Annotated in this window: 11 protein-coding genes and 1 pseudogene; 4 read left to right on the top strand and 8 right to left on the bottom strand. The window is 70.8% G+C overall.

Annotated elements, in window-relative coordinates; genetic code table 11:
- Window positions 1-28: 28 nt before the first annotated feature.
- Entirely contained in the window at window positions 29-673 is a 645-nt protein-coding gene (locus AB0L97_RS27475; protein ID WP_356965982.1) for a TetR/AcrR family transcriptional regulator, read from the bottom strand.
- Between the two features lie 169 nt (window positions 674-842).
- Between AB0L97_RS27475 and AB0L97_RS27470 the strand changes: the two genes are divergently transcribed.
- Both AB0L97_RS27470 and AB0L97_RS27465 read left to right on the top strand, forming a co-directional pair.
- On the top strand, window positions 843-2255 hold the full coding sequence (locus AB0L97_RS27470; protein ID WP_364434893.1) for an FAD-dependent monooxygenase: 1413 nt from the start codon (window positions 843-845) through the stop codon (window positions 2253-2255).
- Window positions 2248-4038 carry an FAD-dependent oxidoreductase gene (locus AB0L97_RS27465; RefSeq protein ID WP_364434890.1) on the top strand — a complete coding sequence of 597 codons (1791 nt, stop codon included), beginning with the start codon at window positions 2248-2250 and terminating at the stop codon, window positions 4036-4038. The genes AB0L97_RS27470 and AB0L97_RS27465 overlap by 8 nt, the downstream gene beginning before the upstream one ends.
- Window positions 4039-4089: 51 nt before the next feature.
- Here AB0L97_RS27465 and AB0L97_RS27460 read toward each other — a convergent pair whose 3' ends face one another.
- Both AB0L97_RS27460 and AB0L97_RS27455 read right to left on the bottom strand, forming a co-directional pair.
- A complete protein-coding gene (locus tag AB0L97_RS27460) occupies window positions 4090-4869 on the bottom strand; it encodes an alpha/beta hydrolase (RefSeq protein WP_364434887.1) in 780 nt (259 codons plus the stop codon).
- Between the two features lie 217 nt (window positions 4870-5086).
- Window positions 5087-5500, bottom strand: coding sequence for a hypothetical protein (locus AB0L97_RS27455; protein WP_355080529.1), 414 nt, complete (start codon window positions 5498-5500; stop codon window positions 5087-5089).
- Between the two features lie 221 nt (window positions 5501-5721).
- Here AB0L97_RS27455 and AB0L97_RS27450 point away from each other — a divergent pair, with 221 nt between their 5' ends.
- Window positions 5722-8334 (top strand): LuxR C-terminal-related transcriptional regulator, encoded by a 2613-nt coding sequence (locus tag AB0L97_RS27450; protein WP_364434884.1) that lies wholly within the window; start codon window positions 5722-5724, stop codon window positions 8332-8334.
- Between the two features lie 57 nt (window positions 8335-8391).
- The gene (locus tag AB0L97_RS27445; protein ID WP_364434881.1) at window positions 8392-10047 is read left to right on the top strand and encodes an alkaline phosphatase D family protein; all 1656 of its coding nucleotides are present in this window, start codon (window positions 8392-8394) and stop codon (window positions 10045-10047) included.
- A gap of 16 nt (window positions 10048-10063) precedes the next feature.
- Here the strand turns inward: AB0L97_RS27445 and AB0L97_RS27440 are convergent, their stop codons facing one another.
- The 5 genes and pseudogenes from AB0L97_RS27440 to AB0L97_RS27420 all read right to left on the bottom strand — a co-directional run.
- On the bottom strand, window positions 10064-11197 hold the full coding sequence (locus tag AB0L97_RS27440; RefSeq protein WP_364435101.1) for a metallophosphoesterase: 1134 nt from the start codon (window positions 11195-11197) through the stop codon (window positions 10064-10066).
- Window positions 11198-11282: 85 nt separating this feature from the next.
- Window positions 11283-12524, bottom strand: a complete 1242-nt coding sequence (gene trpB, locus AB0L97_RS27435; protein ID WP_364434878.1) for a tryptophan synthase subunit beta — start codon at window positions 12522-12524, stop codon at window positions 11283-11285.
- Window positions 12525-12691: 167 nt separating this feature from the next.
- Window positions 12692-13915: a serine hydrolase gene (locus AB0L97_RS27430; RefSeq protein WP_364434875.1), complete on the bottom strand. Its 1224-nt coding sequence runs from the start codon at window positions 13913-13915 to the stop codon at window positions 12692-12694.
- A gap of 70 nt (window positions 13916-13985) precedes the next feature.
- Window positions 13986-15206, bottom strand: a complete 1221-nt coding sequence (locus AB0L97_RS27425; protein ID WP_364434872.1) for a hypothetical protein — start codon at window positions 15204-15206, stop codon at window positions 13986-13988.
- Between the two features lie 526 nt (window positions 15207-15732).
- A pseudogene (locus AB0L97_RS27420) lies at window positions 15733-16399 on the bottom strand (lytic transglycosylase); the annotation flags it as partial.

Below are 16399 nucleotides of genomic sequence, written 5' to 3'. Positions count from 1 at the left end.
GGGACCGCTTGTGCCGCCGAGTGATCCGTCAGGAGGACGGTGCGTCGCCGTATACGGTCAACCAGATGGCGCGGCCCAGCGCCTCCGCCAGTGCGTCGTCGGTGACTCCCGACCCGGACGAGAAGCTCGCCGCGATCGCCCGCTCGACCATCGAGGTGAGCACGATGGCGGTGGCCTGCGGGTCGATCGCCGGGCTGATCCGGCCCTCGGCCAGGTCGGTCTCCAATCGCGATCGCACCACTCGCACGAACTCCGCGACCCGCCCGCGCCAATACGCGCCGACGTCACGGTCATAGGCGGCCACCTCGCTCAGCGCCAGCAGCAGGGAGCGGTGCTCGCGGAAGCCCGCGATCATGGTTCGCACGGCCGCCACCACACCGGCCTGCCGCCCGCTGTGCTCGGCGAGCCACCAGCGCTCGGCGGCCTCGAACAGATCGGCCGTGGCCAATTCCGCCATCCTGATCAGCAGCTGACTCTTGTCCGGGAAGTACCGGTAGAACGTCGACCGTGCCGACTGCGACGCGGCGGCGATCCGGTGGACGGCGATCTCGGTGTAGGGCGTGCCATCGGCGAGCAACTCCTCCACCGCGGCGAGGACACGTCGTTCGAATTCCGCGCGCCGGTCGTCGACCGGTTTCCGCGCGCTTCTGGGGACTCGGGTCAGCGAGGGCATCCGGCTCCTCTCTGCGGCGCGGCGGCCGCCTTACTCGGCTGTGCCGGTCGGGTGCGTCCCACCATGGCGTCCATTCTGCCGACACGGCACTGATATTGACATTCGGGCACCCACGGCTCACGATCGATCGGACACAGTGTCCGAGACTATGCGACCGAGGTGTTCGGGGATGCGCGGATCCTCCGCTCCGGCAATCGAGTACACCGACGTGGTGGTGGTCGGCGCGCGCTGCGCGGGCTCCGCGGCCGCCATCGCGTTCGCCACGGCAGGGCGGGACGTCGTCGCGCTGGACTCGGCGCGCTTTCCGTCCGACACCCTTTCGACACACCTGCTGTGGCCCGCGGGCCTGGCCGAACTGCGCCGCGTGGGCGCTCTCGAGCGCGTCCTTCGGCTCGGCGCGCCCCCGCTGACCACGGCCTTCGCCGATGGTGACGGCCTTCAGGTCCGGTCGTCGTTCACACCGGTGGACGGCATCGGCCACGCGATGTGCGTGCGGCGCACCGGATTGGACGCCGCGCTGGTGGCCACCGCCGTCGCGGCCGGAGCGCGGATCCGAGAGGGCGTCCGGGTCACCGACCTGGTGTGGTCCGGCGGTCGCTGCGTCGGCGTCCGCTACACCGAAGCCGGTGGCGTGCACGAGGTGCGCGCCCGCTTGATCGTCGGGGCGGACGGCCGCCGCAGTACGGTGGCCCGGCTCGTCGGCGCCGCCCGGCCCCGGTTGTCCGCACCGAGCGGGCGGGACTGCTACTTCGCGTACTGGCACGACGGCGCAACCGACCAGCGGCACGTCGCCGCGCAATGGCGCTGCGGTCCCGACCTCGGCACCGCGTTCCCCTGCGACGACGGTCTGCTGCTCAGCCTGGTCCAACCGCCCGCGCAGCCTCCCGAGCCGGGCGCCGGTCGGGCCGAGCTCCGGTATCAGGAGGCCATCGACCGACTACCGGGTCTTGGGCTGCGGCTGCGCGACTGCCGCAGAGTCGGGCGGGTGCGTGCGGCCACCGGCCTGGCGTCCTACTTCCGGCGCTCGACCGGGCCGGGCTGGGCGCTGCCGGGTGACGCGGGCCATTTCAAGGACCCGGTGACCGCGCAGGGCATACGCGACGCCTTGCGCTACGGCCGGTTGCTCGGCGAACTCGCCGCACCCGCCCTCGACGACACCGCGCATCTCGACACCGCCCTGACGGCGTGGGAACAGCTGCGCGATCGCGAGTGCCTAGGCGTCTACCAGTGGACCAACCGCCTGGCCCGGGGCACGGCGATGCGCCCGCTGGAGTTCGAGCTCTACCGCAAGGCCGCCGGCGACCCCGTGCTGGCCGACCGGGTCACCGAAGTCTTCTCCCGCACCATCGAACCGAAGGACGTCTTCACTCCCGCACGCGCCGCAGCGTTCGCGGCGGGAGCGCTGCGCGACTCGTGGCGGGCACCGTGGCCCGTCCTCGCCGACCTGGTCGGCGAATGCCGCGACACGGTCTCCGAACGAAGGGAAGCCCGGGCCTTCACCAGCACCGGGCCCGCCGACGCCATCCCGTCCCGGCCGCCGCAAGACAGTCTCGCGGCATCTTCAGGAGATCGACATGCATGACCCGCGCCCTCGGCCGACCCTGGACCTCACCCGCCGCGACCTGCTGCGCGGCGCGCTCGCGGCCGGAATATCCATCGCCGCCGCCCCCGCCCACGCCGCACCACCGGGAGTACGCCGAACGCCAGGACTACGCACCGGCGGAAAGTCGGTCGCGGTCCTGGGCGGCGGAGTCGCCGGGCTCTCGGCGGCACACGAACTGATCGAACGCGGCTATGAGGTCACCGTGTACGAACCGGCGTTCCTCGGCGGCAAGGCACGCAGTATGGGAGTGCCGGGCACCGGCGCCGACGGCCGCGCGGACCTGCCCGGCGAGCACGGCTTCCGGTTCTTCCCCGGCTGCTATCAGAATCTTCCGGACACCATGCGCCGAATTCCGTTCTCCGGCAATGCCGATGGCGTGGCGGGCAACCTGGTTCGCGTCGAGGGTACGGTCGCGGGATTCCGCGGCAGGCCGCCACTGTTCGCGCCGGTCGATTTCGGGGGCATCGACCAGCTCACACCACAGCGCATACAGAACACGCTGATCGGCGCCTTCGGCTTCATTCCCGAACTGCCCCCGGCCGAACTGGCGTTCTTCGCCAAACAGATGGCCGTCTGGTTCACCTCGTGCACCGAACGGCGGTTCGGGCAATGGGAATACGTGACGTGGGAACAGATCCTGCGCGCCGAGGGCAAGTCGGCGGCCTACCGCGAATATCTCGTCAGCGCCCTCACCCGCATCACCGTCGCGGCCAAACCCCAGTCGAGTTCGGCCCGCACGATCGGCACCATCGGGGAGGCCCTGGTCCTGGCGGGAACCGGGGCGATCCCGCAATACTCCGCCGGTATCGACCGTATTCTCAACCGCCCCACCAACGAAGCCTGGATCGATCCGTGGGTGACGCACCTGCGGTCGCGGGGCGTGCGATTCGCGCTGGGGCAGCGGGCGAGGCGGTTGGAGCTGCGAGACGGCCGGATCGCCTCGGCAATCGTCACCGATCCCAACGGCCGCTCCAGCGCGGTCACCGCGGACTGGTATCTGTGCGCGATGCCGGTGGACAAGGCGGTCGCGCTGCTGAGCGACGAGATCATCGACGCCGACCCGCATCTGGCGGGCATGCGCGAACTCCGGACCGATTGGATGGTCGGCATCCAGTACTATCTCTCCCGCCCGACCGAATTGCCGGAAGGCCACATCGCCGCGCTCGGCTCGCCGTGGGCGCTCACCGCCTTGCGTCAAGCGCCGATGTGGGTAGGCGACTTCGCCGCCCGGTACGGCGACGGCACCGTGCGGGAATGCCTTTCGGTGGACATCTCCGACTGGGACTCCCCCGGCATCCGCTTCCACCGAACGGCCAAACAGTGCACCGCCGCCGAGATCGCCGAAGAGGTGTGGGCACAGCTGAGCGAATGGCTCAACACCGGCACGGGCTGGCTGCGTCCCGAGGACATCCGCTCCTGGCATCTGGACCCCGGAGTCAGCTGGACCGCGAGCGGCATCCACAACGAAACCCCACTGCTGGTCAACACCGTCGGCTCCTACGACCATCGCCCGGAGGCCCGCTGCGCTGTGCCGAACCTCTTCTTCGGCGGCGACCACGTGCGCAACAACATCGACCTCGCCACCATGGAGGGCGCCAACGAATCCGGCCGCGCCGCCACGAACGCGATCCTCGATGCCGCCGACGATCCCGCGCCCCGCGTCCCGGTCTTTCCCTTGGTGTCCCTGCCGGTCTTCGACCCGTGGAAACGCATCGACGCCGACCGCTACCGCGCCGGACTGCCGCACCTGCTCGACGTGTGAGCGGCCCGCTCCCATGGAGCCTGAGCCGCGGCCGCGTGAATCAGGGCAGCCCTAGGATGCCTCGGCGGCGGTCATGCTCGTGGTGGTCAGGATCGTCTGTGCGACCAGCTCGGGGTCGTCGATCATCGGAACGTGCCCGGTGTCCGGCAGAACGGAGAACGCGGCCTCGGGCAGCCGCGCCCGCGCGATCGGTAAGTGGACCTGCGCGGGCAGCACACGATCGTGCTCCGACCAGGCCACCGTGATCGGGCACGGCAACGGGTCCAGCGCGGCGATCTGTTCGTCGGTGCCGAGCAGATCGGCGGTGACGGTGCAGCCGAGCAGGTCCCGGAGGAACGTCATGGCCTGCGCCGCGCAGGCGCGATCACCGTGGACGGCGATGTTGCGCAACGCTGTTCGCCGCACCGCCGCGCTGCGCAGGCCCACCGGGGCGAGGAAGGCGAGCAGCCGCCCGGTGCTCACCTCGCGGGCGATGCGGCGGGTCGCGGCCGAACGGCTTCGGTCCCCGGCTTCCCAGAAGCCCGCTGGCGAGAGCGCGCAGACGGTCTCGGCTCGCCCGCGCCGGGCCAATTCGATGGCCATCCAGCCGCCCAGCGAATTACCCGCGAGGTGTACCCGGCGCAGTCCGAGCCCGTCCAGCCGCCGTTCGATGTCGTCCACCAAGTGCTCGACCCGCGCCGGACGCCGCAGGGCCTGCGGTCCGCCCCGATGCCCGACCGCGGTCGGCGTGATCACCTCGTGCCGCGCGGCGAGCAAGGGTGTGACGTCATCCCACACCCGTTCGGACATCGTGACACCGTGCAGGAGAACGAGCGGGGGCTTGCTGGGCATTGGCGTCCCTTCGAATTCGTAGTGCGGTCTCGAAGGTGGATACCACAACCTCACCTATGGGGGCAGCGGAAACCCCGACTTCACCGGGCGATCGCCGGAGTTTGCTCTCCGCAACGCTGCCCGCCGAGCCGGTATCGCCGCCACCCCCGTCCCACCCACACCGGCGGACCACGATTCCCGCACGCCGGTGTAGTGACATGCCACAATGTTCGCCCGGTCAGACGGCTTCCGGACGCCAGGTGGCGACCGCCCAGATCACGACGATGTTCAGCGCGATCACCAGGATCGACCACGCCGGGTAGTACGGCAGCCACAGGAAGTTCGCGATGATCGACAGCGCGGCCAGGCAGATCGCCACCACCCGCGCCCAAGTCGCACCGGTCATCAAGCCCAGCGCCGCGATGACCAGGAGGATGCCGAGCACGATGTGGATCCAGCCCCACGTCGTAGTGTCGAACTTGTAGACGTAGTCGGCGCCGACGACGATGAGTTCGTCCTCGGCGACGGCGGAGATCCCCTCGAAGATCGACAGCACACCGACGGTGAGCAGCAGGATCGCGGCCGCGATGGACGTGCCCGCCGCGATGCCACGGCGAACGGGGTGTGCCTCCGGTTCGGTCATGTGCGTCATCGGTCGCCCCCTTTCTCGGGAAGTAATGGACGCCTTCCGAATCTCCACCAGTCGCCCCGTCCAGCACTTCACCCGTTTCGGATGACTCCGATATTTCGTGTTCGCGCGAAATGAAAGTTCCATAACGACGACACACGATCTGATCGAGCGGACTTCGCACCGGGTATGTTCCGCTACCGAGGCGCGGTAGTGATCTGCCAGCACACGGCCCGGGAGGCACGGTGACCACATCGCACGTCCCCGCTCTACGCCGCATCCCCGCCGCGGCGCGGTCCGCTGCCGAAATACCGGCGTTGCCGTTCACCCCGATTCCCCGGCCCGATCTGTACGCCGCCGCCGACAGCAGGTCCGGCACCGGGCACGTACTACTGCTGCGCGCGCCCGCCGGGACCGGGAAGTCGGTGCTGGCGGCCGACTGGGCGGCCCGGCACGCCGCGGGCGGATCCGATGTCGCCTGGCTGACCGTCACCGAGCAGCTCGACGACGCGACGTCGCTGTGGACGGTGCTGCACGAGCGGTTCGAGATCGCGACCACGACCGACGCCTGCCCCCCTGCCGCGTACGCCGCGGCGCTCGTCGAGACACTGGCCGCGCGCACGACGCCGACGATCCTCGTGCTCGACGACGCTCATCTGCTCACCGATCCGCTCCTGCTCGCGGGTATCGAATATTTCCTGCACCACGCGCCGCCCACCGTCACGACGATGCTGTGCGCCCGCTCGGCTCCGCCGATCCGCTGGCACGTCCTGGAACTGCACGCGCGGCTGACCCGCTGGGGCGCGGGCGAACTCGCCTTCACCGCGGACGAGATCGACGCGCTGTGCCGCCACCACGGGTGCGAACTCACCGGCGCCGAACTCGATGCGCTCGGCGCCCTGACCCGGGGCTGGGCCGCGCTCGTGCGCATCGCCGCCATCCATCTGGCCGCCGGATCCGACGACCGCGCCGCGGCGCTCGCCGTTCTCGCCCGCCCGGCGCGCGCGGTCACCGATTTCCTGCTCGGGGAACTCGTCGAGGTACTGCCGCCCACGCTGCGCCGGTTCCTCACCTGTACCAGCATTCCCGTCGCGTTCACCGAGCAGCTCGCCGACGAACTCGTGGGCGGCGGTGCGGGGCACTCGCTGCACGAACTCGACCTGATCGGCTTCCCGATCGACTCGGTCGTGCGCGACGGCGACGTCTGGTTCTCCTGTCATCCGCTGGTGCGCGCCTATTTCCTCGCCGAAGCTCGCCGCCTCGGGCCGCGCGTGTGCGCGGAACTGCATCGCCGGTCGGCCCGCTGGTTGCGGACCGCGGGGCTGCCCGAGACCGCGCTGCCGCATCAGCTCGCGGGCGCCGACCACGAGCAACTGTGCGAATTCTTGTCGGCGTGCGCGCTGCGCATGGTGCTCGACGGCACGGGCCGGACGCTGTTCGATCATCTGGCCCGTTCGGCGCCGGCGTTGCTCGACGACCCCTTTCTCTGGCTGGTGCGCGTCGTCGACGCTCTCGTCGCGGGCAGCGCGGCCGCCGCGGTGGCGTGCCTGGACACCGCGGCGGCGCGGCGCGCGGCCAAGGCCTCCTTCGCCGACGCGAAGCGGCTGGACGCGCTCACCCTCGCCGCGACCATCGACGTCGCGGCGACCACCGGGGCGGTGCTGCCCGAGTCTCCGGAGGACGTCGCGCCGACCGGCGATCCCGATCTCGACGCCTACACCGAGATCCAGATCGCCACCGCCTTCGTCGCGGGCGGCGCGGTCACGCGCGGAGAACAGTTGCTGCACTCCGGGCTCGCGCTGGCCGAGCACGCGGGGCGCCCTCGCCTGGTGCTGCGTGCGCTGACCCGGCTGGCGTTCGCCGCCGACGCCGTCGACGCCGCCACCGCGATGCGGGACCGCGCGGCGCGCGCGCTGGCGATCGCGGAGGAACACGGGCTGCTGGAGACCACCGACGCCGTCCAGGCGACCGCCGTGGCCGCCTACGGCGCCTACCTGCAAGGCGAGACGCCGGGCGCGGCGCAGATCGCGTCGGTGCTCACCGAGCGGGTCGACCACGACGGATCCCACGGTCCGGTCGCGGGATGGCGCGCGCACGTCGTGGGCCGCCTGCTCGAACTCGAGCGAGCCGAGGAGCAGTCGGCCGCGGTCGACGCGCTGCGCCGCGGCCTGCTCGTCCTGCTCGAGCACAAGGCGGTGCCCGCGGCGACCGGCAGCCTGATCCTGCCGGTGGTGTGGGCGCTGCTGCGCGTGCACGATGCCAGGACGGCGCAACTGCTGGTCGAACGCGCCCGCGGTATCGTCGGCGAACTGCCCGAGGTGCGGTTGGCCGATGCGGCACTGCACGCCGCGGCCGATCGTCGCAAGGCGACCTGCGCGGTGCTCGAACCACTGCTGGACCGCGCGGGCGAGCTGCGTCCGGTCAGCGCGGTCACCGGGTGGCTGCTCTACTCCGCGGCACAGCACGAGTCCCGCGCTCCGGCCAAAGCCCTCGCCGCGCTGGAGAACGCGTTGGGTTCCGCGACACCGCACCGGCTGCTGCGGCCGTTCCTCGACGTGCCCGCCGCGATGCCCTTGCTGGACAGCTACGCGGGCCGTCTCGGCCGGGCGGAGAGCTTCGCGGAGTCGATCCGCCGTCATCCCGCGGCGCGGCGCAGGCCTGCCTACCCCGCCTTGACCCACACCGAGATGACCGTGCTCAAGCAGTTGCCCTCCGGTCGCACCGCCCAGCAGATCGCCGAGGACCTCGGCGTCTCGGTCAACACCGTGAAGACCCACCTGCGCGGCATCTACGGCAAGCTGGGCACCAATTCCCGCGTTGACGCGCTGCATCACGCTCGCCGCGGCGGCCTGCTCTGACGCCGCATCCGCTCGCGCGACGCCTTCCCGTCGCCGTACGCGGCTTTACGCTGATGTATGGCCCTCTCACGTCGGGAACTGTTCCGGTTCGGCGCCGCGGGGTCTGCCGCGGTCCTGGCGGGCACCGCAGCGGCGGGTAGTGCCCGTTTTCCGGCCCCGCGCCGGCTCGGCGATCCGTTCTCACTCGGCGTCGCGTCCGGCGATCCCGCCCCCGACGGTGTGGTGCTGTGGACGCGGCTGGCCCCCGACCCGCTGGCGCCCGACGGCCTCGGCGGCATGCCGCTGCACCCGGTCACGGTCGACTACGAGGTCGCCGACGACGAGTACTTCCGCCGCGTGGTGGCACGTGGATCGGCGGTGGCCACTCGCGCACTCGGCCACAGCGTGCATCCGGAGGTGCACGGGCTGACCCCGGATCGCTGGTATTTCTACCGGTTCCGGGCGGGGTCGGCCGTGTCGCCGGTAGGACGGACCCGCACCGCCCCGGCGCCCGGCCAGGCCCTGGCGCGGCTGCGCTTCGCTTTCGCCTCCTGCCAGTCCTGGAGTTCCGGCTACTACACCGCCTACGAGCACATGAGCCGAGAAGACCTGGATCTGGTCGTGCATCTGGGCGACTACATCTACGAGCGGGCCTGGCTGCGTGGGCGGGCGGGCGTCACGATGGGTCCCCGCTTTCGCGACGAAGCCGTCGACCTGCCCGGCTACCGGCTGCGCTACGCGCTCTACAAATCCGAGCAACCGCTGCGCGCCGCGCACGCCGCGTTCCCGTGGCTGGTCACCATGGACGACCACGAGGTCGACAACAACTGGGCCGGTGACGCGCCCGGCATCGGCCTCGACATCTGGCGGGTGCCCGCCCTGTTCCGCGGGCGCCGCGCCGCCGCCTTCCAGGCCATGTACGAGCACCAGCCGCTGCGCCTGGCGCAGTCACCGTCCGCGGCGGGCATCCGGCTGCATCGCCGTTTCCGGTTCGGCGACCTCGCGGAGATCACCATGCTCGATACCCGCCAGTACCGCACCCCGCAGGCCTGCGGCGGCGCCGTGGTCAGCGGCTGCGCCGAGCGCTTCTCCCCTGACCGCACGATCCTCGGTGCGGCACAACGCGATTGGCTGATCGATGGTCTGACCCACTCCCCGGCTCGCTGGCAGGTCCTCGGTAACCAGGTGGGCATGAGCCAGAACGACTCCGACCCCGGTCCGCGGGTCGCCGTCTCCACCGACGCGTGGGACGGATACGTCGCCGACCGCAACGCGGTGCTGGGCGCCGCCGCGGCGCGCGGCGCCGGAAACTTGGTGGTGATCACCGGCGACCGGCACGAGAACCAGGCCGCCGACCTGCGGCGCGACTACTCCGATCCCGGATCACCGGTTGTGGCGGCGGAATTCACCGGTACCTCGATCACCAGCAACGGCGACGGAGTGGACCTGAGCGACAAGGGCCGCGGTCTGCTCGCGGCGAATCCGGACGTCAAGTTCTTCAACGCCCAGCGTGGGTACGTCCGGGTGGAACTCGATCACCGGTTGTGGCGCAACGACTTTCGTGTCGTGCCCTATGTCCGCTATCCCGGCGCGCCGATCCGTACCCGCGCCAGTTACATCGTCCAGGACGGCATTCCGGGTGTCACCGAGGCGTGGAGTTCCGGCGATTCCCCTGCGCCGCCGTCGGCACCCGATGCCGTCAGCCGCGCCGACGCCGAGCCCGGCCCCCGCTGACCCGGCGCCCCGGGGTTCACCCGGTCGCCGACTCCGCACGCAGGATCAGCACGGTGATCTCGCTCGGGGCGAACACCCGCAGCTGCGGACCCCAGAATCCCGTGCCCCGGCTGGTGTAGAGCTGAGTGCGCTCGCCGTGGCGGCTCAGCCCGGCCACGACGGGCTGCTCGAGGCGAACCAGATAGTGGAACGGCCAGATCTGGCCGCCGTGGGTGTGGCCGGAGATCTGCAACGCCACTCCCGCGGCCGCGGCCTCCGCGACCTGCCTGGGCTGGTGGGCGAGCAAGACGACCGGAACGTCCGGGTCCGCCCCTGCGAGCGCGGCGGGCAGGTCGGGGCCGTGACCGGTCAAGCCGATGCCGGTTGGGTCGTCGATGCCCGCGATCACCAGGCGGTCGTCGCCGCGGCGCACGACCTCGTGCTGATTGCGCAACGGCTGCCAGCCGAGTGCGGCCATGTGCTCGATCCAGCCCTGCGCGTCACCGAAATACTCGTGATTGCCGGTGATGTAGAACCGGCCGAGTTCGGCCTCGACCTTGCCGAGCGGATCGACCTGCGCGTGCCGCTTCGCCACCGATCCGTCCGCGAGGTCGCCCGCGTGGCAGGCGATGTCGGGCCGTTGCGCGTTGACCACCTCGACCACGCGTTCCGACCAGCGCAGCCGGTTCAGCGCGGCGTAATGGGTGTCGGTCACGACGACCACGCGCAGTCCGTCAAGCGCGGAGCCGAGACCTGGAATCGCGACATCCACCGTGCGTACCCGCGGCACCCGGCGCGCCTCGATCACACCCCACACCACCAGCACCGTCGCGGCCGCGAGCACGCCCGCCGCGACGATCCGCGAGCGAGCCGGGTCGTTTACGCCCGCGACGGTCAATCCAGCGCGCGCCAGATTGCCCAGCACCGACCAGCTGAACAGCACCCACATGACGCCCAGCAAGGTGTCGCCGACGATCGAGGCCGCGTCCGACTGCACGGGCCCGTGGCCGAGATACATCGCCGCGGGCAGGCACGCGAACCCGAGCAGGAACAGTGCCGAACCCAGCCAGAACAGCGGGCCGGATTCGTCGGTGGTCGCCGCAACCAGCGTCCACCAGGGCAGCAGGAACAAGACAGCGGGAATCGCCAGGAACAAGATCAGGCGGGGCACAAACTTCAAGAGGGCTCGTCCTCGTGCGCGGGTGTAGCGCGCGGTCCCTCTCCGGCGCCATGGGCGCTTTCGACCATAGCAGCGGTCATGCCACACCGAGCCGCTCGGCGGCCACGGTGAGATCCTTGTCCCCGCGGCCGGACAGGCACAGCACGATCAGCGAGCCCGCGGGAATCTCACCGCGGTCGGCCATCTCCATCAGATAGCCCACGGCGTGGGCGGATTCCAATGCCGCGAGGATTCCTTCGGTATGGCTGAGTGCCTGCATGCCGCGCAGCGCCACCGCGTCGGTGGCGGCCCGATAGGTCACCCGTCCGCTGTCCTTCAAATGACTCAGCTCGGGACCGACACCCGGATAGTCCAGTCCCGCCGCGATGCTGTGCGTCCGCGCGATCTGGCCGTCCTCGTCCTGCAGCAGATAGCTGTAGGAGCCGTCGATCTCACCCGGACTGCCCATGCAGAGGGTCGCCGCGTGCTCGCCGGTGTCCACCCCCCGCCCGGCCGCTTCGACGCCGATCAGCCGCACCTGTGGATCGTCTGCGAACGGATGGAAGACCCCGATCGCATTGCTGCCGCCGCCGACACAGGCCAGGACGTAATCGGGGAGCCTGCCCTCGACGCGCGCGATCTGGTTCCTGGTCTCCGTGCCGATCACCGTTTGGAAATCCCGCACGATCCGCGGGTACGGCGCGGGCCCCGCCGCGGTGCCGAACAGGTAGTGGGTGGTGTCCACGGTGGACACCCAGTCGCGGACCGACTCGCTGATCGCCTCCTTCAGTCTGCGCGAACCGATGTCGACCGGCCGCACCTCGGCACCGAGCAGCCGCATCCGCATCACGTTCGAAGCCTGACGGCGCATGTCCTCGGTTCCCATGTAGACCACACAGGTCAATCCGAGCATCGCCGACACCGTCGCCACCGCGACGCCGTGCTGCCCCGCGCCGGTCTCGGCGACGATCCGCTTCTTGCCCATCCGCCGGGCCAGCAACGCCTGCCCGATGGCGTTGTTGATCTTGTGGGCGCCCGTGTGGGCCATGTCCTCTCGCTTGAGATACACGCGGGCGCCCGGCACACCCAGCAACTCTCCGAAGCGCCGTACCTGATGCAGCAGCGTGGGCCGACCGACCCGGTCCCGCAACAGTTCTCGATACTCGGCCAGGAACCCGGGGTCGTCTCGTGCGAGGCGATAGGCGTCCTCCAGATCCAGCAGCGCGGCCATCAGGCCCTCGGGGACGAATCTGCCGCCGAACACGCCGAACCGCCCGCGTTCGTCGGGGAACTTCTCGTGCCGGGATGCGCTCACCGCCACGTCAAGGTCAATCCTCATCAACACCAACGCTTTCACCGCCAAAGAGCCGACGGGTCAGTCTGTTCCGCTAGCGCTAGCACAACCCGACGGGTTGGCAACAAGCGAGTTAACAGACTAAATCGTTCGGATGGCTAAGGCTTCTCACTGGTGGAGGCGATCGGCGCGGGCGGGCTCCCGGTGCTTGGCTACCGGTCGGCAGGCACAGTGGCGGAGATCTGAGCGACCAGCTGCCACGGACGCTCGGTGTCGGTGGTGGCCTTGCCGCTGGTGAGGATCGCCCCGGACAGCCCACGAGCCGGATCGGCCCACCCGTACTGGGTGGTCAATCCGCTGCGCCCGAAGTGCGACCCGGTGTCGCGGCCGAATTTCGACCTGCGCCCGCCGAGTTCGAACCCCGCCCCGCTGACACGTCCGGCGACACCGGGTATCCAGCGAGCCGGGCGCACCGCCTCGGCCAAGGTCTCCGGCCTGATGATGCGCCGTCCGTCCGGTGCGCCGCGCGTGAGGATCTCGTAGAACCGCGACAACTCCGACGCGGTGGTGATCAGATTGCCCGACGGCAGCTCGGCGGTTAGGAAGGCGTCGGTCGCCGAGCGCGACGCCCGGTCCATTCGTCCGCCGATGGCCTTGCTCGCCAGAAAGGTCGCCGTGCGCGACGGAGCCGGACCGGTTTTCACGCTCGGCACGACTTTGCCGACGTCCTCGGGTCGCACACCGAAATTGGTCCAGCGGAAATCGAACGGCTCGAGCACCTGCTCGGCGAGATGGTCCCGCATCCGCTTGCCGGTGGCGCGCTGCACCAGCAGCCGCAGGATCAACCCGATGGTCAGCGCGTGGTACACGCGGAACCGTCCCGGCTTCCAACTCGGGACCAGGTCGGCCAACCCACGCACGGCCAGTTCCTCGTCGAGTACCAGATCGACGCCTTGATACGGCGGTGTGACGAAGGGGATCCCGGCGGAGTGCGAAAGTACGTCACCGATCGTGATGGCGGCCTTGCCGTTCGACGCGAACTCGGGAATGTAGCCGGACACCGGCTCGTCGAGGGTGAACGCCCCCTGCTCGACGAGCATGAACATCAGCGCTCCGGCAACGCCCTTCGCGGTCGAGAAGCCGCAGAACGGCGTGTCCGGGGTAGCCGGGATCTTGACCGCGTCCGGCCCGTCGCCCGGCGCGTTGCCCCAGCCGTGCCCGATGGCGCGATTCAGGACGATCCTGCCCTCGCGGCGCAGGCAGACCTGGATCGCCGGAGTGGTGCCCAAGCGGTACCACGCCTGCACCGACGCCCACAGCGCCTCCACGTCGGCGCGGCCGATCCCGGTCGCCGCGGGATCGTCTTCAGGGCCTCGGGTCGTCACGGCCTCCAGGTCGTCGACGATCGCCACCGATCCCGCCGTTGGTGCGCTCACCCGGCCAGCTTATCGACCGGCCGCGGGTGCCGCCGCCCCGCCGATCACGGCGGCGGCACACCGATCGGGGTCAGCGGCCGTTCAGCCAGCTCTCCTTCAGCTTCGCGTGGTTGTCCCACCAGGCCTGAACCGCTGCCGGGTCGGCGTTCCAGGGTGGCGGTGGCGACTCGCCCGGGAACAGGAAGGTGTCGTTGGGGGCGGCGGCGGTCGTCGGTTCGGGGTATTCCGTCGTGGTGCGCGGGTGCGGCGGCGGTTGCTGCTCGGCCGGGGGCGGTTCGGGGCCAGGGGGCACCGGCAGAGGCAGTTGAGCCTGCGCGTTCGCGGGACGCGGCGCCGGCGGCTCAGGATACGGCTCCGGGGTGACCGCCGCCTCCGGAACGATGGACACGGGCGCCCGCTCCGCCGCCGGCGTCGGGGTCGCGAGCGCTGGATTCGGGTCGACGGGCTGGGGGGCGGTGAGGGACGCCTCCGCGGGGCCGCCGATCGCGGCGTCGGCCGGACGGTCCTCCCGCGCCTGCGCGACCGCGATCGCGGCTCCGCCCAGCAGTGCGGCGACGGCGGCCCCGGCGAGGATGACTCGGCCGCCATGCCTGCGATCGGCCACTGCCGGTTCCGCCGCGCGCCGGAACGGAGCTGCGGCGACCAAGGCCGCACCGTAAGCGGCGGCGTTGGCATGGTCGGGCACCACGATGACCGGGGCGTCGAGCCCGGTCCGCAGCGCGGAGACCACGTCCGGGTCTCCCGCCGACGCGCCGCACAGCACCACGGCGTCGGGCCGCAGCGCGGCCGCCTCCAGGGCGGGCCTGATCCGGTCGACCGCCGAATCCGCGCTCTCGGCGTCGACGACACCGGACGACCATGTGCCGGAAACCAGGATCTCGCCCCGACTCGGCCCGGCCACGAGATACGACGTGTGGTATCCGACGACCTCCGATACCAGCAACGTGTCGTACTCGCCGAGGCCCGGCATCTCCTCGAGCAGCGCGAGCAGCGCTGTCTTGGTCGACACCAGCGACGACGATCGCCACGCGGCCGACGAAAGTTGCGAGACGATTGCCCGCCGTTCGGCAACGGTGCGGTACGCGACCGCGACGTCATCGATTTCGGTGCGCGATCCCGCGGCGGACGTCAACGCGTCCAGCGTGGCGGCCACCGAGGCGGCGGTGGAGTGCTCGACGGGCTGTTCGATCTCGCGCAGCACGGCCGGGCGAGTGCCTCGTCGCGCCGTCGACGAGACCATCACACCGCGCACCACCGCCTGCTCCGCTGATATTCCGACTGTGGCCCTCATGAGATCACCTCTGCTCGACCGGTCTCGGTAAAGGTTCGTCACCGCGGCCGCCGGCGATCGGCTCCGGTCGGTGCACCGGACCACCCGTTCGCCGAGCGCCCACCGCACGAAATGGCGTCCGCGAAGACCGCTGGTCTCTTGGGCGCCGCTGGTAGATGCCACGCGATAGCTACCGACCACAATACGTTGGTCGACGCAGTCCGGATACGCCTTTGCGGCAGCGTCGTGCACTCTCGCGCTTGCGGCCGCCTTCGAGTGCGTGCGATCTCTTACCGAAGTAGGCTCCCGCCGCCGGGCGAACCATGATCCGGCCCAGCCGGACGCAATGTTCGAAGAACTCCTTCAGGCGCTCGGCGACTGCGCCCACACTCGGATCGGATTTCGCGCATCCCGCCGGCGGGCAAGCCGAGCGCAATGGGTCTGCGGCCGATGCCGCCGTTCATCCTCAGAACTACCGCCGTGACACCCCGCAGGCGGCATAGCGGCAGGCTCCGGATGCGAGCAGGTCGGTGTGTCGGGCAAGGGGTCAGCCCGCCGGAGGCGGCGGGGGCGGCCCGGGCAGTGGGATGACGATGCCGAAGGGCAGGGTGATCCCAGGCTGCGGTGTGGGTGTCGACTCCGCGTCGGGCACCGGTTCGGGTTCGGGTTCTGGTTCCGGCGCGGGCGGTGTGGTGATGGCAGGTTCGGGGTTGCGTGGTGCGCCGTCCCGCCGCGGAGCGTCGGGCGCGGGGCCCGTGGCGGTGTCCGCTCCGGGTTGCGTGCAGTCGACAGCTTCGGCACCGGCAGCTTGCGGAATGCCTTCGGCCTCGGCACTGTTCACGTCCGGGCCGGGGAGCTGCCCGGGGCCCGCGCCGTACCGTTGCCCCGGCGCCAAAGGGATGCGCCCCGTGCCGGGCTGTCCCGGTTGCGGCATCGGAGCAGGAACCGGTTGCGCGACACAGGGATTCACCGGCGGCGGAGGCGGGCAGAAGATCCCGCACGGGATCGGCGGCAAACCGGGAAGCGTGATCATCACCTGCGTCGGCGCGTACTGCCGCTGCGGCGGCGCCGACGTCTGCGGCGCCACTTCCGGCGCCTGCACCATCGTGGTGACCGCGCTCATGTCCGTGCCCGGCCCCACCGGCGGCAACGACCCCGGCGCCACCAGATCCGGCGACACCCGCACCTGCGTCGGCGAACCACCCGACCGATAC

It is taken from the genome of Nocardia sp. NPDC051911 (assembly GCF_040681035.1).
Lineage (GTDB): Bacteria > Actinomycetota > Actinomycetes > Mycobacteriales > Mycobacteriaceae > Nocardia > Nocardia sichangensis.
The sequence above is the reverse complement of the archived record's forward strand: the minus strand, read 5'-3'. Positions and strand labels throughout refer to the sequence as shown.

Coding starts and splice junctions, on each gene's coding strand:
- AB0L97_RS27465 (WP_364434890.1), top strand. CDS start 2,248: ATGCATGACCCGCGCCCTCGGCCGACCCTGGACCTCACCCGCCGCGAC.
- AB0L97_RS27455 (WP_355080529.1), bottom strand. CDS start 5,500: ATGACGCACATGACCGAACCGGAGGCACACCCCGTTCGCCGTGGCATC.
- AB0L97_RS27460 (WP_364434887.1), bottom strand. CDS start 4,869: ATGCCCAGCAAGCCCCCGCTCGTTCTCCTGCACGGTGTCACGATGTCC.
- AB0L97_RS27425 (WP_364434872.1), bottom strand. CDS start 15,206: ATGAGGGCCACAGTCGGAATATCAGCGGAGCAGGCGGTGGTGCGCGGT.
- AB0L97_RS27445 (WP_364434881.1), top strand. CDS start 8,392: ATGGCCCTCTCACGTCGGGAACTGTTCCGGTTCGGCGCCGCGGGGTCT.
- trpB (WP_364434878.1), bottom strand. CDS start 12,524: ATGAGGATTGACCTTGACGTGGCGGTGAGCGCATCCCGGCACGAGAAG.
- AB0L97_RS27470 (WP_364434893.1), top strand. CDS start 843: ATGCGCGGATCCTCCGCTCCGGCAATCGAGTACACCGACGTGGTGGTG.
- AB0L97_RS27475 (WP_356965982.1), bottom strand. CDS start 673: ATGCCCTCGCTGACCCGAGTCCCCAGAAGCGCGCGGAAACCGGTCGAC.